This is a genomic window from Xanthomonas translucens pv. cerealis, from assembly GCF_006838285.1.
In the GTDB taxonomy this organism is placed as follows: domain Bacteria; phylum Pseudomonadota; class Gammaproteobacteria; order Xanthomonadales; family Xanthomonadaceae; genus Xanthomonas_A; species Xanthomonas_A cerealis.
This window is the reverse complement of the sequence record NZ_CP038228.1, coordinates 1,798,342-1,823,338: the sequence shown is the minus strand read 5'-3', so window position 1 is coordinate 1,823,338 and position 24,997 is coordinate 1,798,342. Positions and strand designations below refer to the sequence as shown.

The 24,997-nt window shown below is 69.6% G+C and carries 19 protein-coding genes; 9 read left to right on the top strand and 10 right to left on the bottom strand.

The window, feature by feature from the left end:
• Positions 1-44: 44 nt before the first annotated feature.
• The 3 genes from E4A48_RS08025 to E4A48_RS08015 all read right to left on the bottom strand — a co-directional run bounded on the left by E4A48_RS08025 (position 45) and on the right by E4A48_RS08015 (position 3,989).
• Positions 45-2,117, bottom strand: coding sequence for an EAL domain-containing response regulator (locus E4A48_RS08025; RefSeq protein ID WP_142742193.1), 2,073 nt, complete (start codon positions 2,115-2,117; stop codon positions 45-47).
• Between the two features lie 133 nt (positions 2,118-2,250).
• Positions 2,251-3,447 (bottom strand): BaiN/RdsA family NAD(P)/FAD-dependent oxidoreductase, encoded by a 1,197-nt coding sequence (locus E4A48_RS08020; protein WP_039005000.1) that lies wholly within the window; start codon positions 3,445-3,447, stop codon positions 2,251-2,253.
• On the bottom strand, positions 3,444-3,989 hold the full coding sequence (locus E4A48_RS08015) for a YaeQ family protein (protein ID WP_003480986.1): 546 nt from the start codon (positions 3,987-3,989) through the stop codon (positions 3,444-3,446). Before E4A48_RS08015 ends, E4A48_RS08020 begins: the two co-directional genes overlap by 4 nt.
• Positions 3,990-4,031: 42 nt before the next feature.
• On the opposite strand from E4A48_RS08015, the gene E4A48_RS08010 reads away from it, so the two are divergent.
• The 3 genes from E4A48_RS08010 (at position 4,032) to E4A48_RS08000 (ending at position 6,532) form a co-directional block, all read left to right on the top strand.
• Positions 4,032-4,937 (top strand): pseudouridine synthase, encoded by a 906-nt coding sequence (locus E4A48_RS08010; RefSeq protein WP_058196800.1) that lies wholly within the window; start codon positions 4,032-4,034, stop codon positions 4,935-4,937.
• Positions 4,938-5,435: 498 nt separating this feature from the next.
• Positions 5,436-5,645 (top strand): cold-shock protein, encoded by a 210-nt coding sequence (locus E4A48_RS08005; RefSeq protein WP_039005002.1) that lies wholly within the window; start codon positions 5,436-5,438, stop codon positions 5,643-5,645.
• A gap of 191 nt (positions 5,646-5,836) precedes the next feature.
• On the top strand, positions 5,837-6,532 hold the full coding sequence (locus E4A48_RS08000) for a glutathione S-transferase family protein (protein ID WP_039005003.1): 696 nt from the start codon (positions 5,837-5,839) through the stop codon (positions 6,530-6,532).
• A gap of 69 nt (positions 6,533-6,601) precedes the next feature.
• Here E4A48_RS08000 and E4A48_RS07995 read toward each other — a convergent pair whose 3' ends face one another.
• Complete coding sequence (locus E4A48_RS07995; protein ID WP_039005005.1) at positions 6,602-7,498, bottom strand: alpha/beta hydrolase; 897 nt, start codon at positions 7,496-7,498, stop codon at positions 6,602-6,604.
• 223 nt (positions 7,499-7,721) lie between these two features.
• Here E4A48_RS07995 and E4A48_RS07990 point away from each other — a divergent pair, with 223 nt between their 5' ends.
• The gene (locus E4A48_RS07990) at positions 7,722-9,275 is read left to right on the top strand and encodes a protein adenylyltransferase SelO (RefSeq protein WP_142742192.1); all 1,554 of its coding nucleotides are present in this window, start codon (positions 7,722-7,724) and stop codon (positions 9,273-9,275) included.
• Positions 9,276-9,392: 117 nt separating this feature from the next.
• Here E4A48_RS07990 and E4A48_RS07985 read toward each other — a convergent pair whose 3' ends face one another.
• Positions 9,393-10,049, bottom strand: a complete 657-nt coding sequence (locus E4A48_RS07985; RefSeq protein WP_235426649.1) for a TetR/AcrR family transcriptional regulator — start codon at positions 10,047-10,049, stop codon at positions 9,393-9,395.
• Positions 10,050-10,159: 110 nt separating this feature from the next.
• Here E4A48_RS07985 and E4A48_RS07980 point away from each other — a divergent pair, with 110 nt between their 5' ends.
• The 3 genes from E4A48_RS07980 (at position 10,160) to E4A48_RS07970 (ending at position 15,073) form a co-directional block, all read left to right on the top strand.
• A complete protein-coding gene (locus tag E4A48_RS07980; RefSeq protein WP_142742191.1) occupies positions 10,160-11,314 on the top strand; it encodes an efflux RND transporter periplasmic adaptor subunit in 1,155 nt (384 codons plus the stop codon).
• 6 nt (positions 11,315-11,320) lie between these two features.
• A complete protein-coding gene (locus E4A48_RS07975) occupies positions 11,321-14,434 on the top strand; it encodes an efflux RND transporter permease subunit (protein WP_058197087.1) in 3,114 nt (1,037 codons plus the stop codon).
• Positions 14,435-14,515: 81 nt separating this feature from the next.
• Positions 14,516-15,073, top strand: coding sequence for an adenine phosphoribosyltransferase (locus E4A48_RS07970; protein WP_039005009.1), 558 nt, complete (start codon positions 14,516-14,518; stop codon positions 15,071-15,073).
• 88 nt (positions 15,074-15,161) lie between these two features.
• Here E4A48_RS07970 and dbpA read toward each other — a convergent pair whose 3' ends face one another.
• Positions 15,162-16,538, bottom strand: coding sequence for an ATP-dependent RNA helicase DbpA (gene dbpA, locus E4A48_RS07965; RefSeq protein WP_039005010.1), 1,377 nt, complete (start codon positions 16,536-16,538; stop codon positions 15,162-15,164).
• Positions 16,539-16,670: 132 nt separating this feature from the next.
• On the opposite strand from dbpA, the gene E4A48_RS07960 reads away from it, so the two are divergent.
• Positions 16,671-18,560 (top strand): ATP-binding cassette domain-containing protein, encoded by a 1,890-nt coding sequence (locus E4A48_RS07960; protein WP_039005011.1) that lies wholly within the window; start codon positions 16,671-16,673, stop codon positions 18,558-18,560.
• A gap of 442 nt (positions 18,561-19,002) precedes the next feature.
• Here the strand turns inward: E4A48_RS07960 and E4A48_RS07955 are convergent, their stop codons facing one another.
• Complete coding sequence (locus E4A48_RS07955; protein WP_039005012.1) at positions 19,003-19,500, bottom strand: barstar family protein; 498 nt, start codon at positions 19,498-19,500, stop codon at positions 19,003-19,005.
• Positions 19,497-19,964, bottom strand: a complete 468-nt coding sequence (locus tag E4A48_RS07950) for a guanyl-specific ribonuclease (protein ID WP_039005013.1) — start codon at positions 19,962-19,964, stop codon at positions 19,497-19,499. The genes E4A48_RS07955 and E4A48_RS07950 overlap by 4 nt, the downstream gene beginning before the upstream one ends.
• Before the next feature lie 333 nt (positions 19,965-20,297).
• Between E4A48_RS07950 and E4A48_RS07945 the strand changes: the two genes are divergently transcribed.
• A complete protein-coding gene (locus E4A48_RS07945) occupies positions 20,298-20,909 on the top strand; it encodes a superoxide dismutase (protein ID WP_039005014.1) in 612 nt (203 codons plus the stop codon).
• An 87-nt stretch (positions 20,910-20,996) separates the two neighbouring features.
• Here the strand turns inward: E4A48_RS07945 and E4A48_RS07940 are convergent, their stop codons facing one another.
• Both E4A48_RS07940 and E4A48_RS07935 read right to left on the bottom strand, forming a co-directional pair.
• A complete protein-coding gene (locus tag E4A48_RS07940; protein ID WP_142742190.1) occupies positions 20,997-21,887 on the bottom strand; it encodes an endonuclease/exonuclease/phosphatase family protein in 891 nt (296 codons plus the stop codon).
• Between the two features lie 64 nt (positions 21,888-21,951).
• Positions 21,952-24,933 carry a glycoside hydrolase family 3 C-terminal domain-containing protein gene (locus E4A48_RS07935; RefSeq protein ID WP_142742189.1) on the bottom strand — a complete coding sequence of 994 codons (2,982 nt, stop codon included), beginning with the start codon at positions 24,931-24,933 and terminating at the stop codon, positions 21,952-21,954.
• Between the last annotated feature and the right edge of the window lie 64 nt (positions 24,934-24,997).

Below are 24,997 nucleotides of genomic sequence, written 5' to 3'. Positions count from 1 at the left end.
CCGAGTCCCGGGTCCCGAGTCCCGAGTCCCGAGTCCCGCAACCTTCAAGCAAAATCGAACGTCATCCCCGGCCCGGCCAGGCCGACGAACTCGCCCTGTACGTAATCCACGCCGGCGCTGAACAGCAGGCTCATCGAGGTGGCATCGGCGACGCACTCGGCGATGCTGCGGATCCCGGCCGACTGCGCGCGTTCGGTGATCTCGCGGATCTTGTCCTGGTGCTCGCGGGTCTGCGCCAGATCCTGAGTGAAGCCGCGGTCCAGTTTCAGGAACGAGGGCTGGAAGTGCGCCAGCAGCTGGAACGAGTCCAGGCCCGAACCGAACTGCTCCAGCCCGACCTTGCAGCCCATGCCGGTGGCGTCGGCCAGGAACTGCTGCGCGTTGCGCAGGTGGGTGAACACCTTGGCTTCCGGCGTCTGCAGCCACAGCCGCTCGCCGGGCACGCCGTGCTTGTCCAGTTCGCGCCGGATCAATTCCACCATCTGCAGATCGGCGAAGGCATCCGGGCTGATATTGACCAGCAGGCTGGTGGCGTGGCCGGCACGCTGGCGCTCGCCGATCACCGCGATCGCGCGCGCCACCACCCAGCGGTCGATTTCGGCCATCAGCCCATGTTCGGCGGCGATGCCGAGGAAGGTGGTCGGGCCGATGATCTCGTCGTTGCGCTCCAGCCGCAGGTAGGCCTCGTACAGTTCGTGTTGCTCGCCCTGCAGGTTCAGCACCGGCTGGTAATGCAGCAGGAAGCCGTCGCCGGCCAGCGCCTCGCGCAGCTGCTGGACCCAGCGCTGGATGCGCTCTTCCTCGACCCGGTCGGCCGCGCCGGGGTCGAAGATCTTGCAGGCGTTGCCGCCCAGTTCGATCGTGGCCTGCACGTTCTCGCTGGCGCGGGCCAGGACCTGGCCGACGGTGGCGATCTTCTCGCCGATCTGCACGCCGCCGATGCTGACGGTGACCGTGGCCGAGCGCTCGCCGACGCTGAACACGTGCGCCGCGTAGGCATTGAGCAGGCGTTCGGCCTGCGCCGCGGTACGGCCGTAGTCGCCCTGCAGCAGCAGCGCGAAGTTGTGCTCGCCGAAGCGCGCGGCCTGCACGTCGCCGTCGATCGCCGCGGCCAGATGCTGGGCCAGCGCCGCCACCAGCGCGTCGGCCGAGTCCAGGCCGATGTCGGCCAGCAGCCGCGTGTAGTGGTCGGGTTCGACCAGCAGGAAGCCGTAGTGGCCGTTGCCGCGGCCGACCTGGGCCACCGCGTTCTCCAGCGCCAGCATGAAGGTCGGGCGGTTGAGCAGGCCGGTGACCTGGTCGCGCTGGCGCAGGTCCTCGACCTCGCGCGCCAGTTCCGGATCGAATTCCTCGCGGCGGCGGAACACCACCTGCACGCAGGCCTCGCCCTCATAGCTGGCGGTGGCGAACTCCATCGTCGCCGGGAAGCTTTCGCCCTCCATGGTGCGCGCATCGACCTGGTACTGCGCCGGCGGCGGTTCGCCCTTGCCCAGCGACTTCAGCAATTGCTTGAATTCCTCCACATGCTGCGGCGCGACCATATCCAGCAGCGAGACGCCCTCGACGTCGTCGAACGAGGCGAAGCCGAACATCTCCAGGTAGGCGTCGTTGGCGCGGATGTGCATGCCTTCGTGGATGTAGGCGATCGGATCGCGGGAGGAGGCGATCAGCGCGTCGCAGCGGCGCTCGGTCTCGCGCATCTGCGCCTCGATCCGGCGCAGCCCGCGGCGCGCCTGCAGGTCGGCCCAGGTGTTGCGCAGCACCGACAGCAGGTGCTCGGGGCGCTGGCGCAGGGCGATCGCGCGGGCGCCGCCGGCCATCGCCTCGACCCATGCGTTCTCGTCGATGCTGTCGGCGAGCAGGATCACCGGGATGTCCTTGCCACTGGCGCCCACGCGCTGCAGTACCTGCGGCAGCGGGATGCTCTGCGAGCGCGCGCTCAGCACCAGGTCGATCGGCTGCGCGGCGAGCATCGTGCCCAGCTCCTCGGCGTGCTGCGGCCGCGACGGCCGCACCGCGATGCCGCTGTTGCGCAGGCGGCTGACGATCGCTTCGGCGTTTTCACCGCTATCGTCGACGATCATCAGACGTAGGGTGATGTCTTTGGCTGTTTGCATGAAGCCTCCCTGAGACGGGGTTTAATACATGATGCCCACTATGGCGTCCGTGTGTGGTGCAGGGATTGCGAATCGCCAATCCCCAATCGCCAATCCCCGCTTTCAACAGCCGAATGCCTGCTCATCCCCGCCCTCAAACCACCGAGCCGGCGGCATGGCCCGAGGCCCAGGCCCACTGGAAGTTGTAGCCGCCCAGCCAGCCGCTGACGTCCAGCACTTCGCCGACGAAATACAGGCCGGGCACCTGGCGCGATTCCATCGTCGCCGACGACACCTGATTGGTGTCCACGCCGCCCAGGGTGACCTCGGCGGTGCGGTAGCCCTCGGTGCCGCTGGCCACCAGCGGCCAGGCGCCGAGCACGGTGGCGGCGGCGCGCAACTGCGGTTCGTCGAGCTGGCGTACCGGTTTGTCCGGTAGCCACACCTCGCACAGGCGCTGCGCGAAGCGTCGCGGCAAGGCCTCGCCCAGCACCGTGCGCAGCTCGGCGGCGCCGCGCAGGCGCTTTTGCTCGCGCAGCCACGCGGCCGCGTCCTGCCCGGGCAGCAGATCCAGGCGCAGGTCCTCGCCCGGCTGCCAGTACGAGGAGATCTGCAGGATCGCCGGGCCGCTGATGCCGCGGTGGGTGATCAGCATGAAGTTGCGGAAGCTGGCGCCGTTGCAGCTGGCTTGCACCGGCAGCGCCAGTCCGGACAGGTCCTGCAGGCGTTGCTGGTGCTTGCCGCTGAGGGTCAGCGGCACCAGTCCGGCGCGGGTCGGCAGCACCGCGTGGCCGAACTGGCGGGCCAGTTCGTAGCCGAAGCCGCTGGCGCCCAGGCTAGGAATGGACAGCCCGCCGCTGGCCACCACCAGCGAGGTGGCGTGCAACGGGCCGTCGTCGCTGTCGATGCGGAATCCTTCGCTGCCGCGTTCCACGCCGCGCACCCCGCACTGGGTCTGGATACTGACGCCGGCCGCGTCGCATTCGTCCACCAGCATGCGCACGATCTGCTTGGAGGAGATGTCGCAGAACAGCTGGCCCAGTTCCTTCTCGTGGTAGGCGATGGCGTGGCGCTCGACCATCTCGACGAAGTCGGCCGGGCGGTAGCGCGCCAGCGCCGACTTGCAGAAGTGTGGGTTGGCGGACAGGAAATTGCCCGGGCCGGTGCTGGTGTTGGTGAAATTGCAGCGCCCGCCGCCGGACATCAGGATCTTCTTGCCGACCTTGTTGGCGTGCTCGATCACCCGTACGCGGCGGCCGCGGCGGCCGGCGGTCAGCGCGCACATCAGCCCGGCGGCGCCGGCGCCGATGACGGCGACATCGACGCGGAGAGGCTCGGCGCGCGCGTTCATGCCGCGGCTTTGCGCACCGTCGGGGTGAAGGTGACGCTGGCTTCGTCGCCGAGCAACTGCACTTCGCCGTCCTGGATCACCACGTCGAAGCGCATGCTGCGCTGGATCAGTTCGGCCGCTGCCGCGACCGCGTCGCCAGGCAGGTCGAGCACCTGCAGCGGCTTGAGCTTGAGCAGGCCCGAGCCGTTCTTCTCCCACCAGATGTCGGCGAGGCGGCCGCCATAGTTGACCACCACCACCTCGCGGGCGCGGCCGCAGGCCTTGCGGATGCGCGATTCGTCGGGCTGGCCGACCTCGATCCATTGCTCGATCGCGCCGGTGTAGTCCATCCGCCACAGGTCCGGCTCGTCGTCGCTGCTCAGGCCCTTGCCGAACAGCAGGCGCTCCTCGGCGAACAGGGCGAAGGTCAGCAGCCGCGCCATCAGCCGTTGGTCGGTCTCGGACGGGTGCTGGGCCAGGGTCAGCGAATGCGCCGCGTAGTAGCCGCGGTCCATGTCGGAAATCTGCAGCTCGGCCTTGCGGAGGGTGGCGGTGAGGGCCATGCGGCTACCGGGATCAAAGGGCGTCCATGATAATGCGTGGCGATGTCCGATCCCCGCCCACCGTCCGCATTGGTTCCGGCCCCGAGCCGCTGGCAGCTGCCGCCCGGGCCGTGGTCGACGTTGCTGGACGGGCTGTGTGCGCGCTTCCCGCAGGTGTCCCGGGCGCAGTGGCAGGACCGTTGCGATCGCGGCCGGGTACAGGATCCGCAGGGGCAACCGCTGCCGGCGGCGCTGCCGTACCGGGTCGGGCTGGACGTGCGCTACTTCCGCGAGGTCGCCGACGAGGCGCTGATCGCCGGGGTGGAGCGCATCGTCCACGCCGATGCGCACCTGGTGGTGGCCGACAAGCCGCATGGGCTGCCGGTTACCCCGTCCGGGCGCTACCTGCGCGAGACCTTGCTGGCGCGGCTGGTGGCGCGATTGGGCAATCCGGCGCTGGTGCCGCTGCACCGGCTGGACCGCGCCACTGCCGGGCTGGTGCTGTTCTCGGCCGATCCGGGCAGCCGCGCCGCGTACCAGGCCTTGTTCCGCGAGCGGCGCATCGCCAAGACCTACCAGGCGCTGGCTCCGGCCCTGCCGGGACAGGCGTTTCCGCTGTTGCGCGCGAGTCGCCTGGTGCGCGGCGAGCCGTTCTTCCGTATGGCCGAGGCCGATGGCGAGGCCAACAGCCTGACCCGGATCGCGGTGCTGGACGCGCCCGACGGACCGCTGTGGCGCTATGCGCTAGCGCCGGTGACCGGCCGCAAGCACCAGTTGCGCGTGCACATGGCGGCGCTGGGCGCGCCGATCCTGGGCGATGCGCTGTATCCGCAGTTGTGCGCGGAGGAGGAGGGCGCCGCTACCGATGTGCTGCAGTTGTTGGCATGCGGGCTGGCGTTCGACGATCCGCTCAGCGGGCAGGCGCGCAGTTTTGCTAGTGCGCAGACCTTGGCTTGGCCGCCGGCGTAGACGACGCGGCCTAACTGCGCGAGACGCTTCGCGCCGTACCTTCACCCCAACCCCTCTCCCGAGGGGGGAGGGGCTAAGCGGCTGTTCCCTTCTCCCGGCGGGAGAAGGTGCCCCGAAGGGGCGGATGAGGGTACGGGCGCAGCCTCGCGCACCCAAACTCAACGAGACGCTTCGCGCCGTACCCTCGGCAAGGGCAGGGCGGCTGCGCAATTTGCGTAGAACGACAGGCGTATCGACCGCACTGCCGCGATCTTTAGGCCTGGGTTCAGCTTCTTTGTGTGGGATCTGGGTTTGTCTACACAAACTTGTCGCTTTTTGCGGACGACCCGCGTATGGTTGGTCCACTGTGTTTGCTAGGGTCACCGTGAATCGTGGCCTGGTGCAGTTGATCTCGCGATCCGCTTCATCGTTCCGCTTTACCAACGCCTGCAACTCAGTCTCGGCCCCGATACCCGGCGGCTGCGATTTTCTTCAATTTAATGTTTCAGGAGTTAGTAAATGAGCGATCGTCAGACTGGTACCGTGAAGTGGTTCAACGATGCCAAGGGCTTCGGCTTCATCACCCCGGAAAGCGGCCCGGACCTGTTCGTGCATTTCCGCGCCATCCAGGGCACCGGCTTCAAGTCGCTGCAGGAAGGCCAGAAGGTGACTTTCGTCGCCGTGCAGGGCCAGAAGGGCATGCAGGCTGACCAGGTGCAGGCCGTCTAATTTAGACGCCAGCTACCACAAGGTTGCCAAAACGCCGGGAGCGCAAGCTTCCGGCGTTTTTCATTGTGGCGCCACGGTTGCCACGATCGGCCTGCGGTTGCATCGGTGCGTAGCCGCGCCTGCATTGCATGCGCGGCCTGCCGCCGGGTACGGCTACCATTGCCGGCCACGCGTCTTCCGGAGCCGTCGCCATGATCACCGTCCATCACCTCAACCAGTCCCGTTCCCAGCGCGTGCTGTGGCTGCTGGAGGAATTGGCGCTGCCCTATCAGGTGGTCAAGTACCAGCGCGACCAGCAGACCATGCTGGCGCCGGCGGAACTGCGCGCGATCCATCCGCTGGGCAAGTCGCCGCTGCTGGTCGACGACGGCCACGTGCTGGCCGAATCCGGCGCGATCCTGGATTACCTGGTGGAGCGCTACGACACCGGGCGCGCGCTGTCGCCGTCGCCGCAGCCGCTAGAGGCGCCCGAGCGCCTGCGCTACCGCTACTGGATGCATTACGCCGAAGGCTCGGCGATGCCGCCGCTGCTGATGAGCCTGGTGTTCGGGCGCATCCGTTCGGCGAAGATGCCGTTCTTCGCGCGGCCGATCGCCCGCGCCATCGTCGACAAGGCGATGCACGGCTTCGTCGGCCCGCAGCTGACGCTGCACCTGGACTGGATGGAGCGGGAACTGGCGGCCACCGGTTGGTTCGCCGGCGACCGCTTCACCGCCGCCGACGTGCAGATGAGCTTCCCGGTCCAGGCCGCGGCCGCGCGCGCCGGCCTGCAGGCCTATCCGAACCTGGCCGGCTTCGTGCAGCGCATCGAGCAGCGTCCGGCCTACCAGCGCGCGCTGCAGCAGGGCGGGCCGTTCGAACTGCTCGGCAGCGGCAAGGCCGGCTAGGGCGCGTCCTTCATTCCAGGGCGGATCGCGGCGCGCGGCGGGGCGCTCGATACGCTGCGCCAGGTCGGTTCACGGCTGCGGCGTGCGCGGCTGACACTGGCGCACGAAGGCGATGCTGTCGGCCATGACCGGCAGCGCCGGATCCTCTTTGCGCAGTGCCAACGCCAGGCGCAGGTGGCCGACGCCGGGATAGATCTTCAGTTCGGCGGGCACGCCTGCGCGTTGCAAAGCCGCCTGCAGCGACTGGCTGTCGCGCGGTTCGACCACGCGGTCGTCGCCGCCGTGCAGCAGCAGCGCCGGCGGTTCGTCGCCATCGACGAAGGCGACCGGTTGCGAGCGCCGCTGCTGCGCCGGGTCGCGGCCGAACATGCCGATCAGGTCGGGATCGGTCAGCGGCAGGAAGTCGTAGGGACCGGCCAGGCCGACCAGACCGCAAAGCTGCCGCGGCGACACGCCCTGTGCCTGCAGCCAGCGGCCGTCGCTGGCCAGCAGCGCGGCCATGTGCGCGCCGGCGGAGTGGCCCATCAGCACCAGCCGCTGCGGGTCGCCGCTGTGCTCGGCGGCATGGCGCTGGCTCCAGGCCACGGCGGCGGCGGCGTCGTGCATGAAGCCGTCCAGGGTCACCTGCGGGTATTTGCGGTAATCCGGCACGATCGCGACCACGCCGTGCCGCGCCAGCGCTTCGCCGGCCCAGCGGTACTGCTGGCGGTTGCCGGTCTTCCAGGTACCACCGTGGAAGAACACCACCACCGGCGCGTCCTGGGCTGCGGCCGGGCGGTAGACGTCGAGCTTCAAGCCGTGGACTGCATCGAACACGATGCCGCGCTGCTCGCTCAGCCCGTGGCGCCCGGAGCCGGCGTTGAGGCCGGCGAAGAACACGCTGCTGCAGGCGGAGACCAGCAGCGAGGACAGCGCGACCAGCAGGTGGCGCGGCCAGCGCGGCGGCAACGGCGAACGTTCGGACATGGGCGGTACCTGCGGTAGAGGAGCGGGAGCATGCCGCACGCGCGTGTCGGCAACGAGTGCATGGTGTGGCGGTGCTGTAGGCAACTACGCGGGAGATGACGCTGCGGATGCGCTGTGTCGGCTGCAGGCGCGGCCTTGTGCACGCAACTCCGCGAGGCGCTTTCGCGCCAGACCCTCACCCCAACCCCTCTCCCGGCGGGAGAGGGGCTGTAAGCTGGCGAATATGCCGCCATTGCGCTTCGACAACCGTTTCACCGACGAATTGCCCGGCGATCCCGAGCACGGCCCGCGTCTGCGCGAGGTGCTGGGCGCGCTGTGGTCGCAGGTCGCGCCGACCCCGGTGGCCGCGCCACAGCTGCTGGCCCACTCGCGCGAGGTCGCGGCGATGCTGGGCTTCTCGGAAGCGGCGCGGCTGGCGCCGCAGTTCGCCGAGGTCTTCGCCGGCAACGCGCTGTACCCGGGCATGCGGCCGTACGCGGCGAACTACGGCGGCCACCAGTTCGGGCATTGGGCCGGGCAGCTTGGCGACGGCCGCGCGATCGCGCTGGGCGAGGCGCTGGGCGCGGACGGACGACGCTGGGAGCTGCAGCTCAAGGGCGCCGGGCGCACGCCGTATTCGCGCGGCGCCGATGGCCGCGCGGTGCTGCGCTCGTCGATCCGCGAATTCCTGTGCAGCGAAGCCATGCACCACCTTGGCGTGCCGACCACGCGCGCGCTGAGCCTGGTCGTCAGCGGCGAGCGCGTGCTGCGCGACATGTTCTACGATGGCCATCCGCGTGCCGAGCCAGGCGCGGTGGTGTGCCGGGTCGCGCCGTCGTTCGTGCGCTTCGGCAGTTTCGAACTGCCGGCCGCGCGCGGCGACACGGCCTTGCTGCGGCAACTGGCCGACTTCGTGATCGACCGTGACTTCCCCGAGCTGCGCACGTGCGGTGCGATCCGCTACGCCGACTGGTTCGGCGAGGTCTGCGCGCGCACCGCGGCGATGGTGGCGCAGTGGATGCGGGTCGGCTTCGTCCACGGGGTGATGAACACCGACAACATGTCGATCCTGGGGCTGACCATCGACTACGGCCCGTACGGCTGGATCGACGACTACGATCCGGACTGGACACCGAACACCACCGATGCGCAGGGTCGCCGCTACCGGTTTGGCACCCAGCCGCAGATCGCGTACTGGAATCTGACCCGGCTGGCGCAGGCGCTGGCGCCGCTGTTCGCCGATGCGGCACCGCTGCAGGCTGGACTGGCGCGTTTTCGCGAGACATACGCGAAGGCCGAACGCGACACCGCCGCCGCCAAGCTCGGCCTGGCCGAATGCGGCGCGGCCGACCTGGCGCTGATGCAGGACCTGCTGCAGTTGCTGCAGCAGGGCGAGGTGGACATGACCCTGTGGTTCCGCGGGCTGAGCGCGGCGCAGCTGCCGGCGCTGGCGGACCTGGCCGTGGCGTTCTACGACCCGGCCAAGCTGGCCGCGCAGGCGCCGGCCTTCGATGCCTGGCTTGCGCGCTATGCGCAACGGCTGCAGGCCGATCCGCTGCCGGCGGCCGCGCGCGCAGCGAGGATGCGCGCGGCCAACCCGCTTTACGTGTTGCGCAATTACCTGGCGCAGCAGGCGATCGAGCGTGCCGAGCAGGGCGACGCCGATGGCATCGCCGAATTGCTGGAGGTAATGCGCCGGCCCTACGACGAGCAGCCGGGACGCGAGGCGTTCGCGGCGCGGCGCCCGGACTGGGCGCGCGAACGCGCTGGTTGTTCGATGCTGTCGTGCAGTTCCTGACCAGGCGCGACGTGCTGTAGCAGGAGCTGCAGCCGCGACGCCTTGCCGGCAACGCGTCTGGGCTGAAACCCCGCCGTGAAAAGCGCGGCGCGGGCAGCGCAAGCGACGTGCAGGACGTCAGCGCGGCGCAGCTGCGCGATAGCGCCAGGCGGCAAGGAACGTGGCCACCACTTCCGCGGCCAGCGCCTGCTGGCTATCGCGATCCGGGGCCTGCCCGTTGAGCATCGCGCCGGGGTAGGCGTAGCCGATCGCCGCGCCGATGAAGGCGCTGGCTGCCAGCATGGGCGAGGCCACGCTGACGTCGCCGCGCGCATCCAGCCTCTGCAGCAGGTCGCTCAAGCGCTGGCGCAGGCGTCCGGTGCGGCGCTGGTGCATGGACTGCAGCAGGTCCGGCATCTGCGCGCTGGCCTGCACCAGCAGCCGATGCAGGCGCAGCGAGGACGGCGCATACAGGTGCGACTGCAGGGTCAGCGCGATCTGCTGCAGCGTGCGCGGCAGGTCCTGTGAGGCCGCATCGCCGATGTTCTCCAATTGCGCCTGCAGTTCCTCGTTCAGCACCTCGAACACCTGCATCAACAGGTCGGCCTTGCTGGAGAAATGGTTGTACAGGCTCTGCCGGGTGAGCCCGGCATGCAGCGCGATCTGCTCCAGCGAGACCTCCAGGCCGTGCTCCAGCAGCAGTTCGCGCGCGGCGCGCAACAACCGCGGCCGCGCCAGCGCCGGACGCCCGCGCTGGCGGCCGGCCGGCGCAACTACGCCGGTCTCGGCAGCCACCGCGACTGGGTGAGGCGGCGTCGTGCGGGCGATTGTGCGATCCTCCATGCTTATTTATTTGTCTTTAAGTAAATTAAATGATCCTCCCCCCAGCTTCCAGGATCAAGCGCATGTCCGCGCCTTTCGTCCAGCGTTCTCGCCGCACGCTGTTGTTGCTGGTGTGCGTCGCCCTCGTCACACTCGCCGGCTGCAAGGGCGAGCGCACCGCGCCGCCGGCGCAGGCCAGGACCGTGGGGGTGGTGACGCTGCAGCCGCAAAGCGTGCCGCTCAGCGCCGAGCTGGCCGGGCGCACCGCCGCCTCCGAAGAGTCCGAAGTGCGCCCGCAGGTCGGCGGCATCCTGCGCAAGCGGCTGTTCGAGGAGGGCGCGATGGTGCGCGCCGGGCAGCCGTTGTTCCAGATCGAGCCGGTCTTGTACCAGGCCGCGGCCAACGAGGCGCAGGCCAACCTGGCCACCGCCGAGGCCACGCTGGCGACCGCCAAGCTGCGCGCCGAGCGCTATCGCGAACTGGGCAAGACCCGGCTGGCCGCGCAGCAGGACGTGGACGACGCCCAGGCCACCTACAAGGAAGCGCTGGCCAGCCGCGACGCCAACCGCGCCGCGCTGGACACTGCGCGTACCCAACTTCGCTTCGCCACGGTGGAGGCGCCGATCAGCGGCCGCATCGGCCGCGCGCGGGTGACCCCGGGCGCGCTGGTCACCGCCAGCCAGGCCGATGCGATCGCCAAGATCCAGCAGCTGGACCCGATGAACGTGGACATCACCCAGTCCGGCAGCCAGTTCCTGGCGCTGCGCCGCGCGATCGCCGCTGGCGGGGTGCAGCCGGCGACCGCCGAGGTGCGGCTGAAGCTGTCAGACGGCAGCGACTATCCGCTGCCGGGCACGCTGCAGTTCGCCGATATCGACGTGGAGGAAACCACCGGCAGCGTGACCCTGCGCGCGCGCTTCCCGAATCCCGACGCGCAGTTGCTGCCGGGCATGTACGTGCGCGCGATCGTCGGCCAGGGCATCCGCCAGCAGGCGCTGCTGGTCCCGCAGGCGGCGGTGGACCGTACGCCGCGCGGCGACGCGCAGGCCTGGGTGGTGGGCGCCGACAACATCGTGCGCCAGCGCCAGTTCACCACGCTGCGCGCGGTCGGCGACCGCTGGCTGGTGGGCGACGGGCTCAAGCCCGGCGAGCGGGTGGTGGTGGAGGGCCGGCAGGGACTGAGCGACGGCGCCAAGGTCACCGTCAAGCCGGCCGCCGCTGGCGCCGGCAAAGGCTGAGCCGGCATGCTCGCGCGCTTCTTCATCGCCCGCCCGATCTTCGCCTGGGTGCTGGCGATCTGCATCATGGCCGCCGGCACCATCGCCGTGGTCACCCTGCCGGTGGAGCAGTATCCGGACATCGCCCCGCCCGGGGTCAACGTCACCGCCACCTACAACGGCGCCTCGGCGCAGACGGTGGAGGACAGCGTCACCCAGGTGATCGAGCAGCAGATCAAGGGCATCGACCACCTGCTGTACTTCTCCTCGACCAGTTCCTCGTCCGGGCAGGCGCGGATCAGCATCACCTTCGACCAGGCCGCCAATCCCGACATCGCCCAGGTGCAGGTGCAGAACGCGGTCAACCAGGCGCTCAACCGCCTGCCGCAGGAAGTGCAGCAGCAGGGCGTGACCGTGGCCAAGTCGCAGGGCGACAGCCTGATGGCGGTGGCGCTGTACGACAGCACCGACCGGCTGGACAACGTCGACATCTCCGACTATCTGGTCAGCACCCTGCAGGATCCGATCAGCCGCATCAACGGCGTCGGCGAGATCAACGTGTTTGGCGCGCAGTACGCGATGCGCGTGTGGCTGGACCCGCACAAGCTCAACGCCTACAAGCTGATGCCCGGCGACGTGCGCAGTGCGATCGAGGCGCAGAACACCCAGGTCACCGCCGGCGAACTGGGCGCGCTGCCGACCGGCGCCGAGCAGGCGCTCAACGCCACGGTCACCGCGCAGTCGCGGCTGCGGACCGCGGAGCAGTTCCGCGCCATCATCCTGGCCACCCAGGCCGACGGCTCCAGCGTGCACCTGGGCGACGTGGCGCGGGTGGAGATCGGCGCGGAGAACTACCAGAACAGCGCCACGCTCAACGGCCATCCGGCGTCCGGCTTCTCGGTGACGCTGTCCTCCGGCGCCAACGCGGTGGCCACCTCCGATGCGGTGCGTGCCGCCATCGAGCGGCTCAAGCCGACCTTCCCGCCGGGCATGGAAGTGGCCTATCCGCGCGACAGCACGCCGTTCGTGCGGGTCTCGATCGAGGGCGTGGTGCACACCCTGATCGAGGCGATCGTGCTGGTGGTGGTGGTGATGTTCCTGTTCCTGCAGAACGGCCGCGCCACGCTGATCCCGGCGATCACCGTGCCGGTGGTGCTGCTGGGCACGTTCGGCATCCTCGCCGCAGCCGGCTTCACCATCAACACGCTGACCCTGTTCGCGATGGTGCTGGCGATCGGCTTGCTGGTGGACGATGCGATCGTGGTGGTGGAGAACGTCGAGCGGATCATGCACGAGCAGCATCTGCCGCCGCGCGAGGCGACCCAGCAATCGATGGGCGAGATCACCGGCGCGCTGATCGGCATCACCGTGGTGCTGGGCGCGGTGTTCCTGCCGATGGCGTTCTTCGGCGGCTCCACCGGCATCATCTACCGCCAGTTCTCGATCACCATCGCCTCGGCGATGGCGCTGTCGGCGCTGGTCGCGCTGACCCTGACCCCGGCGCTGTGCGCGACCCTGCTCAAGCCGGTGGAAAAGGAGCGCCAGCTCGGACGCTTCTTCCGCTGGTTCAACCGCGGCGTGGAGCGCAGCCAGCAGGCCTACCAGCGCCGGCTCGGCACGCTGCTGCGGCAGCCGCGGCGCTGGATGGCGCTGTGTGTGCTGATCGTGCTGGCGATGGCGGCGCTGTACGCGCGCATGCCGACCGGCTTTCTGCCGGTGGAGGACCAGGGCCAGGTGCAGATCCAGTTCACCACGCCCGAAGGCACGCCGCTGGCCAGGACCGAGGCGCTGGGCCGGCGCATCAACGATTACTTCCTGGCCCACGAGAAGCACAACATCACCGCAGTGTTCATGGTGATCGGCCGCAACAACGCCGGCACCGGGCAGAACGCCGGCCAAGCCTTCGTCGCGCTGCGGCCATGGGGCGAGCGCAACCGCGACAACACCGCGCAGGCGATCATCGACCGCGCCAATGCGTATTTCCGCGGCACCGCCGACGCCAAGATCAGCGTGCTGTCGCCGCCGGCGGTGCGCGGCCTGGGCCAGTCCAGCGGTTTCGAACTGTGGATCCGCGACAGCGACGGCGCCGGCCGCGCGGCCCTGCTCAAGGCGCAGCAGCAGGTGCTGCAGGACGCCGGCGACGATCCGCAGCTGACCGCGGTGCGGCTCAACGGCCTGGGCGACAAGGCGCAGTTGCAGGTGGACATCGACCAGGCCCAGGCCAGTGCGCTGGGCCTGGCGCAGGGCGACATCAACGGCACCTTGTCCACCGCCTGGGGCGGCAGCTACGTCAACGATTTCGTCGATCGCGGCCGGGTCAAGCGCGTCTATGTGCAGGGCGATGCGCCGTACCGTTCGCTGCCGGAAGACATCGGCCAGTGGTATGTGCGCGGCAAGGACGGTCAGATGGCGCCGTTCGCCAGCTTCGCCAGCACCCACTGGACCCGCGGGCCGCAGTTGCAGCAGCGCTTCAATGGCCTGCCGGCGGCGCAGATCCAGGGTGGCGCGGCGGCCGACAGCAGTTCCGGCGAGGCGATGCAGCGGATGCAGGGGTTGGTCGCCAAGCAGAAGGGCTTCGGCCTGCAGTGGAGCGGCCTGTCCTACCAGGAGCAGCTGTCGAGCAACCAGACGCTGTGGCTGTACACCGCCTCGATCCTGTTCATTTTCTTGTGCCTGGCGGCGCTGTACGAGAGCTGGTCGATCCCGCTGGCAGTGCTGCTGGTGATTCCGCTGGGCGTGCTCGGCACGGTGGTCGCGACCACCCTGGCCGGCTTCGTCAACGACATCTACTTCCAGGTCGGCCTGCTGACCACGATCGGCCTGTCGGCGAAGAACGCGATCCTGATCGTCGAGTTCGCCGAGGCCGAGCAGCGCGCCGGGCGGCCGTTGCTGGAAGCGGCGCTGGAAGGCGCGCGGCTGCGCCTGCGGCCGATCGTGATGACCTCGCTGGCGTTCGTCGCCGGCGTGCTGCCTTTGGCGCTGTCCACCGGCGCCGGCGCGGCCAGCCGCCGCGAGATCGGCGTCAGCGTGATCGGCGGCATGCTCTCGGGCACGCTGCTGGCGGTGCTGCTGGTGCCGTTGTTCTTTGTGCTGGTGCGGCGCCTGCTGCATGGCCGGGCGGCGGACGCGCAGGCCGGGTAGGTGGCAGATGGGCAATGCGGTGCTGCTGCACGGCCCCACATTGCGCCTAAAATGGGCGCTTCCCCACGCTGCGATGTGCCGATGAACGATTCCTCCTGTTGCGGCGCGCCCAGCGACGCACCGGCCCACTGGTCCGGCCGCATCCGCGACATCGCCGATTTCCCGACGCCGGGCATCGTGTTCAAGGACATCACCCCGCTGCTGGCCGACGGCCCCGATTTCGCCTCGGCGCTGGACGAAATGGCCCGTCCCTGGCGCACCACGCCGCTGGACGCGGTGCTGGGTATCGAGTCGCGCGGCTTCATCCTGGGCGCGGCGCTGGCGCACGAACTGCGCACCGGTTTCGTGCCGATCCGCAAGCCGGGCAAGCTGCCGGGCAGGACGGTGACCCAGGACTACACGCTGGAATACGGCAGCGACCGCATCGAAATGCACGCCGATGCGCTGCCGGCCGGCGCCCGGGTGCTGATCGTCGATGATGTGCTCGCCACCGGCGGCACCTTGCGCGCGGCGCTGGCGCTGGCGCGGCAACTGCAGCTGGAGATCGTTGGTGCGGTGGTGCTGGTCGAGTTGCAGGCGCTGCAGGGGCGCGAGCGCTGGAGCGAGGACGTGCCGCTGTTGGCGACGCTGACCTATTGAAGGCGACGCGGTGCAGGGCGCCGTCGCGCGCGGCCGCCAGCGGACCGCGGCGGCCGTGGTCGCGGCGCGGCCTTGTGCGCCAGCGCGGTCACAGCTTGCTGACCCGGAACCGGCGGCCCTTGATTTTGCCCGCCTGCAGCTGTCCCAGCGCCCGGTCGGCGTGCTCGCGGGCGATGGCGACGTAGGAGCGGGTGGCATAGATCGCGATCTTGCCGATCGCCGCGCCGGACAGCCCGGCGTCGCCGGTCAGCGCGCCGAGGATGTCGCCGGCGCGCAACTTGTCGGTCTTGCCGCCGTCGATGCGCAGCGTGACCATTGCCGCCTGGGGCAATTGCGCCGGGCGCGCGGTGGCCAGCGGCGCGCGCGACCAACGCAGCGCCTGACCTTGTTCGGCTTCCAGCGCCTGCGCACGCGCCAGCTCGCGCGGCGCCACCAGGCTCAGCGCCAGGCCGCGCTTGCCGGCGCGCGCGGTGCGGCCGATGCGGTGGCGGTAGGTTTCGGTATCGGTCGGCAGTTCGTAGTTGAGCACTGCCGCCAGGTCTTCCACGTCCAACCCGCGCGCGGCCACGTCGCTGGCGACCAGCACGTTGCAGCTGCGGTTGACGAAGCGCACCAGCACCTCGTCGCGGTCGCGCTGTTCCATGTCGCCATGCAGCGCCAGCGCCGAGAAGCCGAATTGCTGCAGTGAGCCAGCCACTTCGTCGACCTCCTTGCGAGTGTTGCAGAACACCACGCTGGATTCGGGAGTGAAACGCAGTAGCAGCCCGGCCACGGCTTTCTGCCGGTAGCTCGGATCGACTTCGAAGAACTGCTGCTCGATCTCCGGCGCGTTGTCGGCGCCTTCGATGGTGACCTCGACCGGTTCCTGCAGCAGCTCGCGTGCCAGGGTGCGGATCGCCTCGGGGAAGGTGGCCGAGAACAGCAGGCTCTGGCGGTGCTTGTCGCAGCGGCTGGCGATCTCGCGGATCGGTTCCTCGAAGCCCATGTCGAGCATGCGGTCGCCCTCGTCCAGCACCAGCGTGCGCACTCCGCCCAGGTGCAGCGCACGCTTGCGCGCCAGTTCCTGGATGCGCCCGGGCGTGCCGACCACCACCTGCGGGTCGTGCGCCTCCAGCGAGGCCAGCTGCGGGCCGAGCGGCATGCCGCCGGTCAGCACCACCAGCTTCATGTTGGGAATGCCGGTGGCCAGCTTGCGCAGCTGCTTGCCGACCTGGTCGGCCAGTTCGCGGGTCGGGCACAGCACCAGCGCCTGCGCGCGGGTCAGTGCCGGGTCCAGCCTGTGCAGCAGGCCCAGGCCGAACGCGGCTGTCTTGCCGCTGCCGGTGGGCGCCTGCACGATGACGTCGCTGCCGGCCAGGATCGGCGGCAGGCTCTGCGCCTGCACCGGGGTCATGGTGGTGTAGCCGAGCGCGTCGATGCCCGGCGCCAGCGCCGGGGAGAGGGACAGGGTGTCGAAATCGTTCATGGCGCATTTTAGCCGGGACCGGGGACCTGGGACTGGGGACTCGGCAAATCCAGAGCAATGCGCGGCGCCAACCGCGGCTGTCTGCGCGCTTGGTCCCGAGTCCCGAGTCCCGAGTCCCGTACAATTCCCCCCATGCCTCTTATCACCCTACAGAACGTCGACTACAGCGTCGGCGGCCCCTTGTTGCTGGAAAAGACCGAACTGTCGATCGAGCCGGGCGAGCGTATCGCCCTGATCGGCCGCAACGGCGCCGGCAAATCGACCTTGATGAAACTGATCGCCGGCGAGCTCAAGCCCGATGATGGCGAGATCCGCGTCCAGCAGGGCGTGCGTATCGCGCGGCTGGAGCAGGAGGTGCCGCACGGCGCCGCCGGCAGCGTGTTCGACGTGGTCGCCGATGGCCTGGGCGAGCTCGGCCACTGGCTGGCCGAGTTCCACCGGCTCAGCCATGCCGCCGAGTTCGACGGCGATGCGCTGGGCGCGGTGCAGTCCAAGATCGACGGCGCCAACGGCTGGGCGCTGGACCAGCGGGTCAACGAGACCCTGACCCGGCTCGACCTGGACGGCGACGCGGAGTTCGCGCGGCTGTCCGGCGGCATGAAGCGGCGCGTGCTGCTGGCGCGCGCGCTGGTCTCGGCGCCGGACCTGCTGCTGCTGGACGAGCCGACCAACCACCTGGACATCGAGGCGATCGACTGGCTGGAACTGTTCCTGAAAGGCTGGAACGGCAGCGTGGTGTTCGTCACCCACGACCGGCGCTTCCTGCGCGCCCTGGCCACCCGCATCGTCGAGATCGACCGCGGCCAGGTCACCAGCTGGCCCGGCGACTGGGCCAACTACGAGCGCCGCCGCGAGGAACGGCTCAACGCGCAGGCGCAGGAGAACGCGCGCTTCGACAAGATGCTGGCGCAGGAAGAAGTGTGGATCCGCCAGGGCATCAAGGCGCGTCGCACCCGCGACGAAGGCCGCGTGCGGCGCCTGGAATCGATGCGCAACGAGCGTACCCAGCGCCGCGAGCTCGGCGGCAACGTGCGCATGGAGGCGGCGCAGGGCGAGTCCTCGGGCAAGAAGGTGATCGAGGCCAGGGAGCTGAGCTTCGCGTTCGGTGCGCGGACCATGGTGCGCGATTTCTCCAGCACCATCCTGCGCGGCGACCGCATCGGCCTGATCGGCCCCAACGGCAGCGGCAAGACCACGCTGCTGAAGCTGCTGCTGGGCGAGCTGACCCCGGGCAGCGGCGAGGTGCGCACCGGCACCAACCTGCAGGTGGCCTATTTCGACCAGTACCGCGCCACCTTGCGTGAGGACTGGAGCGCGATCGAGAACGTCGCCGAGGGCCGCGACTTCATCGAGGTCAACGGCAAGCGTAAGCACGTGCACGGCTATCTGCAGGATTTCCTGTTCACCCCGGAACGCGCGCGCGCGCCGATCACCCGCCTGTCCGGCGGCGAGCGCAACCGCCTGCTGCTGGCGCGGTTGTTCGCGCAGCCGTCGAACCTGCTGGTGATGGACGAACCGACCAACGACCTGGACGTGGAGACGCTGGAGCTGCTGGAAGAGTTGCTCGGCGACTACACCGGCACCTTGCTGCTGGTTAGCCACGACCGCGACTTCATCGACAACGTGGTGACCTCGACCATGGTGATGGAAGGCGACGGCCGCATCGGCGAGTACGTCGGCGGCTATAGCGACTGGGTGCGGCAGCGCGCCGCGCCGCCGGCCAGCGCGATGGCGGTGGCCAAGGCCTCGGCCACTGCGGCTGCCACTGCACCGGTTGCTGCTTCCGCCGCGGCGCCGCCCGCCAAGCGCAAGCTCAGCTACAAGGATGCGCGCGAGCTGGAGCAGTTGCCGGCGCGGATCGAGACCCTGGAGCAGCAGGTCGCGGCCTTGACCGCGGCGATGACCGAGTCGTCGTTCTACCAGCGCGATGCGGCGGCGGTGACCGCGCATACGCAGGCACTGACCCAGGCGCAGGCCGAGCTGGACGCGGCCTATGCGCGCTGGAGCGAGCTGGACGCGTAGCGGCGCTGGTTGGCGCGGCGTTCTCTGCTTACGGGCGCTCGCCATCGGACGGCTGCGCGCAATGTAGGAGGGACTTCCGTCTCGACAGCATCCGAAGCCGGAAAGTCCAGCGCTTCGCTCGTCGCGACTGAAGTCGCTCCCACAGGGAGATCGCGGCGAGGCGGCTGGGTGCACTGTGGGAGGGACTTCAGTCCCGACGCGCTCCGGTTGCAGCGACTTCGCCGCTTCGTTCGTCGCGACTGAAGCCACTCCTACAAAGTCTCGCGACCAGCGTGCTGGGTGCACTGTAGGAGGGGCTTCAGTCCCGACGCGGTCCGGTTGCGGCGACTCCGCCGTTTGGTTCGTTGCGGCTGATGGCCGCAAGCCACTTGGAGCCGCTTCTGCGGATAACAACGTCATATCGAAGAGCGCCAGCCGCACGACTGCGCAGCCGGCGCTTCGCTCAGCGCGAAGCGGCTTCCTCTTCGTCGTCGTCATCCAGGTCATCGGCCTGGCTGGTTCGCTCGTCGGGTTCGACCTCGTCGCCGGTCAGCAGGCCGACGAAGGCGACGAAGGCGATGCCGTCCTGCGCCCATTCCTTGGCCACGTCGTCGAGCAGTTCCAGCAGCACGTCGAAATCCTTCTTCGCCACTGATTGCAGTTCGGCCGCGTCTTCCAGTAGCAGCGCATAGCCGCCCTTGGCCGGCAGCCACGACAGGTCGCGCAGGCCGTCCATCAATGCATCCCAGTTGCGGCCGAAGCCGATCGGGAAGTCCAGCTGCGCGGCCAGCCGCATCAGCAGCATCGGCTTGCTGCTGCAGCCGCGCAGGTCGATCCGGCACAGCCGCAGGCCGGCGTCGCGGCCGAGGGCGGCGATGCTGTCCAGGTCGCTGTTGGCGACGCGGTAGACGCCGGAGGCGGCCGGCTCGGCCAGGTTGAGCGAAAAATTGAAAGTATTCATGGCGACGGCCTCCCGGAGGCGATGCTGAAACTGCGGAAACTGGCGTAGTGGTCGTCGCTGTAGTACCAGACGTCCGGCGGGTCGCCGCCGGTGACGATGCGCCGCGTCCCGCGGTGCTCCAGCCCCGGCGTGTCGACGGTGTATTCGCGATAGTAGCCGCGCGGGCGTGACGGCAGCCGGTTTTCGCGGTTGCCGAACACGCTGCCGTCCTGGCGGTGCGGGAACGGACCGCCACGCTGGATCAGCGTGATGGTGGCGCGCGCTTCGGGCGGCAGGAACGGCGGCAGCGTGGCGTCCGCGTTCGCGGCCGGCGTGGCCGGTGCCGGTGTAGGCGCCGGCAACGGCGCAGGATGAGTGAGCGCGGGGGCGAACTGCGGATGCGGCGGCTGCTGCAAGGCGCGGATGCCCCACAGCCCGGCGGCGAGCAGCGCGATCGCGACGATCAGTAACACGGGCTTGCGCATCGGGGGAAGCTCCAGCGAGAACGGCGGACGCCGCGTTCTGGTGCAGCGGCGGCACAGTATGGGCGAGTGCGGCTGTTCGTGCTCTTAACCAGGCGCCAGCAACGCTGGCCTGGCATCGCAGCGGCGCTGCCGATGCCGCTGCAACACGCGATTCACATTCGACTAACCGGTGGCTGGCGCATCGTAGCCGCCGATCCGCGGCGTCGGCCGACACGGCCGCTGCGCGATGGGACGATGTTTCCGCAACGCCGGTCTTGGTATGGTCGCCGGTCGTCCCTACCATTCATCACGCAACGTCCGTCCTTCCGGCGGGCGAAAGTCCAGGAGAACTGCATGGCCTACACCCTCCCCAAGCTGCCCTACGCCTACGACGCGCTGGAACCGCACATCGATGCGCAGACGATGGAAATCCATCACACCAAGCATCACCAGACCTACATCAACAACGTCAACGCCGCGCTGGAAGGCACCGAGTACGCCGACCTGCCGGTCGAGGCGCTGGTGTCCAAGCTGAAGTCGCTGCCGGAGAACTTGCAGGGTCCGGTGCGCAACAACGGCGGCGGCCACGCCAACCATTCGCTGTTCTGGACGGTGATGGCGCCCAACGCCGGCGGCACCCCGGTCGGCGAGGTCGCCAAGGCGATCGACAGCCAACTGGGCGGTTTCGACAAGTTCAAGGACGCCTTCACCAAGGCCGCGCTGACCCGCTTCGGCAGCGGCTGGGCGTGGCTGAGCGTGACCCCGGACAAGAAGATCGTGGTCGAAAGCACCGCCAACCAGGACAGCCCGCTGTTCGAGGGCAATACCCCGATCCTGGGCCTGGACGTGTGGGAACACGCGTACTACCTGAAGTACCAGAACCGCCGCCCGGACTACATCGGCGCGTTCTTCAACGTGGTGGACTGGAACGAAGTCGAGCGCCGCTACCACGCCGCGATCGCCTGATCGCAGCGGCGTCGCCGTCGCACCGAAGGCCGGGCTTGCCCGGCCTTTGTTTTTGCGCAGAGATGCATGCCGTCGGCAGGCGCGGGGTCAGCGCGGCGGCGGCGGCGCCTCGATCGGCAGCGGATCCAGCGGCTGCAGCGCCACCAGCAGGCCGCGTGGGTCGGCGCCGCGCGCGGCGCCCGGGGTGCGCGGCAGCAGCCGCGCGCTGCGTAGCGGACGGAAGCGGTCGCGTTCGAAGAACACATGGTCGGCCTGCGCGGCCAGCGCGAACAGGTGCGGATCCAGGCCGTTGCGCGGGGTGTCGTTGCGTGTGCCGCGCAGGCGCGCATCGCTGTCGCCGAAGCGCGCGGCCAGCGGCGCCAGCTCCGGCGCGTCGGCGGCGGCGAAGAAACCGCCAGCCAGCAGCGAGGGCACGCCCTCGGCGGTGGCGTCGATCCACGCCATCAGGTCGTCGGCCTGCTCGCGGCGGCTGGCGCCGCCATCGCGTTCGGCATGCAGGCGGGTGAAGTACAGGTTCACCGGCTGTCCGTGCAGGTCCACGCGCACCAGCCCGGCCACGCTGTGGTCCTCGAACGGATGCAATAAGGTTTCCGCTTCCTCCAGTACCGGCAGCCGGGTCAGCAGCGCGTTGCCGCGGCGTTGCGGCCGGCTCGGCGGATCGGCGCTGATGAAATGGCAGTGGTAGCCGAGCTGTGCGGCCAGCCATTGCGCCTGGTTCGGCAATGCCGTGGTCTGCAGCACCTCCTGCAGCGCGATCGCATCGGGTTGCAGCCGTTGCAGCGTCTCGACGATACGCACGCGGCGCGCCGGCCAGTCGTTGCGGTCCTGCTCGAGATTGAGGCTGACCACGCTGAGCGTGGCGGTTGGGGTGGGCGGCGGCGCAGGCAAACCGGCGGGCAGCGCTTGCGCGCCCGCATGCGCGGCCAGGGCCAGCAGCAGCCAGCCGAGTCGATGCCGTCGTCGTGGATTCCCGGTCATGCGTCGGATGCTAGAGCGTGCGGCTGCAGCGCCGCGTGTACGCAGACACGCGGCGCTGCAGTTCCTAATGCGGCAGCACGCTCTCTTGTAGACGCAGCGGCGCGCGGGCCGCGGCCTGGGTCGCCGAGCGGCCCAGCACCAGCTCGTAGTCGCCCGCGGCGATGCGCCACTGGCGCTGCGTCGTGTCGTAGTCGGCCAGGGTCTTGGGTTCGGCGACGATGCTGACGCGGCGGGTCTCGCCGGGCTTGAGCGTGAGCTTGTCCCAGCCGACCAGGCGGATCGGCGTGTGGTGGCCCTGCGGCAGGCGCAGGTACAGCTGCGGCACGTCGGCGCCTTCGCGTTCGCCGCTGTTGCGCACGTCGAAGCTGGCGATCACGCCGCTGCCGTCCACCTGCACGCTCAGGTTGGCGTAGTCGAAGCGGGTGTAGGACAGGCCGTGGCCGAACGCGTACAGCGGCTCCAGGCCGCGCGCGGCGAACCAGCGGTAGCCGACGTTGGCGCCCTCGATGTCGTAGTCGACATTGCTGCCTGCCGGTTGCGCCGGTTTGAAGCCCAGCCCCGGGATCGACGGCCGCGGCAGCTGCGCCACGTCGCGCAGCCAGGTCACCGGCAGGCGCCCGGACGGATTGACGTCGCCCAGCAACAGCCGCGCCAGCGCTTCGCCGCCACGGATGCCCGGGTACCAGGCTTCCAGCACCGCCGGCACTTGCTGCAGCCACGGCATCGCCACCGGGCCGTTGGTTTCCAGCACCACCACCGTGCGCGGGTTGGCCTTGGCCATCGCCGCGATCAGCGCGTCCTGCTTGCCGGGCAGTGTGATGTCGGGCAGGTCCACCGATTCGGCCGACCATTGCGTGGCGAATACGATCACCGCCTCGGCGCCACGCGCGAGCCTGGCCGCGGCGGCCACATTGTCGCCGCTGGCATAGTCGATCTGCGCCTCCGGCAGGGCCTTGCGCAGCGCTTGCAGCGGCGAGGACGGATGGAACATCACCGGGCCCGGCCAGGTGGTCGGGGCCAGCCCCGGCACCGCGTTGGCGCCGTTGACGGTGAAGCCGACCATCGACGAGCCGCCGCCGCCGATCACGCCCTTGTCGGCATGCCCGCCGATCACCGCGATGCGCCGCAGCGTGCGCGGCAACGGCAGCGTGTCGCGCTCGTTGCGCAGCAGCACCGTGCCTTCCTCGACCACTTTCTGCACCGCGTCGCCGCCGGCGCTATCGTTGATCGGCTGCCGCTGCGGCGGATGGTCGAAGCTGCCGGTGGCGATGAACGCGCGCAGGATGCGCCGCACCATGTCGTCCAGCCGCGCCTGCGGCACCGTGCCGCCGGCCACCGCCAGGCGCAGCGGTTGGTCGAAGTACACCGCCTTGTCGAACACTTCGCCGGCCGATTGCTGGTCCAGCCCGGCCAGCGCCGCCTTGGAGCCGCTGTGCACGCCGCCCCAGTCGGACATCACGTAGCCGGGGAATTTCCATTCCTGCTTCAGCACCTGGTTGAGCAGGTAGTCGTGCTCGCAGCCGTAGATCCCGTTGATGCGGTTGTAGGAACACATCACCGAGCCGGGCTCGCCGATCTGCAGCGCCAGCTCGAACGCCAGCAGGTCCGATTCGTGCATGGCCTGCGCGCCGATGTCGGCGCTGTGGGTGTTGCGCCCGGTCTCCAGGTCGTTCATCGCGAAGTGCTTCATCGTCGACACCACGTGCTGGCTCTGCACGCCGCGGATCGACTCGCCGACCATCACCCCGGCCAGCAGCGGATCTTCGCCGGCGTACTCGAAGTTGCGGCCGTTGCGCGGATCGCGCTGCAGGTTGACGCTGCCGGCCAGCAGCACGTTGAAGCCCTGCTGCCAGGCTTCGCGGCCCATCGTCGCGCCGCCGGCGTACGCCAGTTCGCGGTTCCAGGTGGCGGCGGTGGCCGGGCCGGACGGCAGCGCGGTGGCGTGGTCGCCGCGGCGCACGTTGCCCGGATTGGTCACGCCGACGCCGGCATCGGCCAGCTGTTGCGCGGCGATGCCCAGGCGTTCTATCGCCGGCACGAAGCCGGCCGAGCCGAGCGCGCCGGGCGGCAGCGGGCCGCCGTCCTTGCCCAGGCCGAAGTAGCTGTGCAGCAGCTGGAATTTCTCGTCCTGGGTCATCGCCTGCACCAGCAACGCGGCGCGGCGGTCCGGCGCCAGCGCGCGGTCGGCCCACGGGCGCTGCGCATCGGCGCTGGCGCTGGGCGCCAGGCGCAAGGTGCTGACCAGGCCGAAATGGTCCGAGGCCCACACGCCGTTGGCATCGGGCGTCTGGAACAGGATGCGGCTGCTCACCGGTTCGAAGCGCGCGCGCTGGAAGAACACGTGGTCGATGCGCTTGGGCGGATTGAACGTCGGATTCAAGGTGCTGTCGGCGCGGCGGTCCTTGGCGCCGTGCAGGCTGCCGTAGCTGTCGTCGAAGCCGGCGCGCAGCGCGGCCAGCTCCGGCGCATCGGCGCTGGCGTTGAAGTCGCCGGCCAGCAGCGACGGCGCGCCGTCGGCGGTCTTCTCGACCCAGGCCAGCAGGTCCTGCAGCTGGCGTTCGCGCAGCGCACCACCGGCTTGCGTCCAGTGCAGGTGGGTGACATAGAGATTGACCGCGCGGCCGTCCACGTCCAGGCGCAGGCGCCCGGCCGTGCGGCTGTCGTCGAGCGGGTTCAGGCGGATCTGTTCGCGTGCCAGGATCGGGCGCCGGGTCAGCAGCGCGTTGCCGTAGCGCTGCGCGGCGCCGGGCAGATCGACGCTGGTGAAGTACCACGCGTAGCCGAGCTGCTCGGCCAGCCACTGCGCCTGGTTGGGCAGGGTGTCGTGCTGCAGCACTTCTTCCAGCGCGATCGCATCCGGGTGCAGTTCGCGCAGGGTCTGCACGATCTGGTTGCGCCGCTTCGGCCAGTCGAGCTTGTCGTGGTGGAGGTTCAGCGTGACCACGCTGAGCGTCGGGGTGTCCTTGGGGGTCGCGGGCGCAGGCGCGGCGAAGGCCGGCCAGGCCAGCGCGAGCGCCAGGCAAAGGAGTCCTGAAAACGTTTTCATGGCAGGGCGTGAAGCCTCTCCGGCAGCAGAAGGGAAAGTCGCATCGGGGAGTGGGGGAGGGTGA

What these genes read in the sequence shown, in the direction of transcription:
- E4A48_RS07955 (WP_039005012.1), bottom strand. Translation starts at nt 19,500, where the DNA reads ATGAATACTTTCAATTTTTCGCTCAACCTGGCCGAGCCGGCCGCCTCC.
- E4A48_RS07975 (WP_058197087.1), top strand. Translation starts at nt 11,321, where the DNA reads ATGCTCGCGCGCTTCTTCATCGCCCGCCCGATCTTCGCCTGGGTGCTG.
- E4A48_RS07950 (WP_039005013.1), bottom strand. Translation starts at nt 19,964, where the DNA reads ATGCGCAAGCCCGTGTTACTGATCGTCGCGATCGCGCTGCTCGCCGCC.
- E4A48_RS08025 (WP_142742193.1), bottom strand. Translation starts at nt 2,117, where the DNA reads ATGCAAACAGCCAAAGACATCACCCTACGTCTGATGATCGTCGACGAT.
- E4A48_RS07970 (WP_039005009.1), top strand. Translation starts at nt 14,516, where the DNA reads ATGAACGATTCCTCCTGTTGCGGCGCGCCCAGCGACGCACCGGCCCAC.
- E4A48_RS07945 (WP_039005014.1), top strand. Translation starts at nt 20,298, where the DNA reads ATGGCCTACACCCTCCCCAAGCTGCCCTACGCCTACGACGCGCTGGAA.
- E4A48_RS08000 (WP_039005003.1), top strand. Translation starts at nt 5,837, where the DNA reads ATGATCACCGTCCATCACCTCAACCAGTCCCGTTCCCAGCGCGTGCTG.
- E4A48_RS08005 (WP_039005002.1), top strand. Translation starts at nt 5,436, where the DNA reads ATGAGCGATCGTCAGACTGGTACCGTGAAGTGGTTCAACGATGCCAAG.
- E4A48_RS07995 (WP_039005005.1), bottom strand. Translation starts at nt 7,498, where the DNA reads ATGTCCGAACGTTCGCCGTTGCCGCCGCGCTGGCCGCGCCACCTGCTG.
- E4A48_RS07960 (WP_039005011.1), top strand. Translation starts at nt 16,671, where the DNA reads ATGCCTCTTATCACCCTACAGAACGTCGACTACAGCGTCGGCGGCCCC.
- E4A48_RS08020 (WP_039005000.1), bottom strand. Translation starts at nt 3,447, where the DNA reads ATGAACGCGCGCGCCGAGCCTCTCCGCGTCGATGTCGCCGTCATCGGC.
- E4A48_RS07935 (WP_142742189.1), bottom strand. Translation starts at nt 24,933, where the DNA reads ATGAAAACGTTTTCAGGACTCCTTTGCCTGGCGCTCGCGCTGGCCTGG.
- E4A48_RS07990 (WP_142742192.1), top strand. Translation starts at nt 7,722, where the DNA reads ATGCCGCCATTGCGCTTCGACAACCGTTTCACCGACGAATTGCCCGGC.
- dbpA (WP_039005010.1), bottom strand. Translation starts at nt 16,538, where the DNA reads ATGAACGATTTCGACACCCTGTCCCTCTCCCCGGCGCTGGCGCCGGGC.
- E4A48_RS08015 (WP_003480986.1), bottom strand. Translation starts at nt 3,989, where the DNA reads ATGGCCCTCACCGCCACCCTCCGCAAGGCCGAGCTGCAGATTTCCGAC.
- E4A48_RS07980 (WP_142742191.1), top strand. Translation starts at nt 10,160, where the DNA reads ATGTCCGCGCCTTTCGTCCAGCGTTCTCGCCGCACGCTGTTGTTGCTG.
- E4A48_RS07940 (WP_142742190.1), bottom strand. Translation starts at nt 21,887, where the DNA reads ATGACCGGGAATCCACGACGACGGCATCGACTCGGCTGGCTGCTGCTG.
- E4A48_RS08010 (WP_058196800.1), top strand. Translation starts at nt 4,032, where the DNA reads ATGTCCGATCCCCGCCCACCGTCCGCATTGGTTCCGGCCCCGAGCCGC.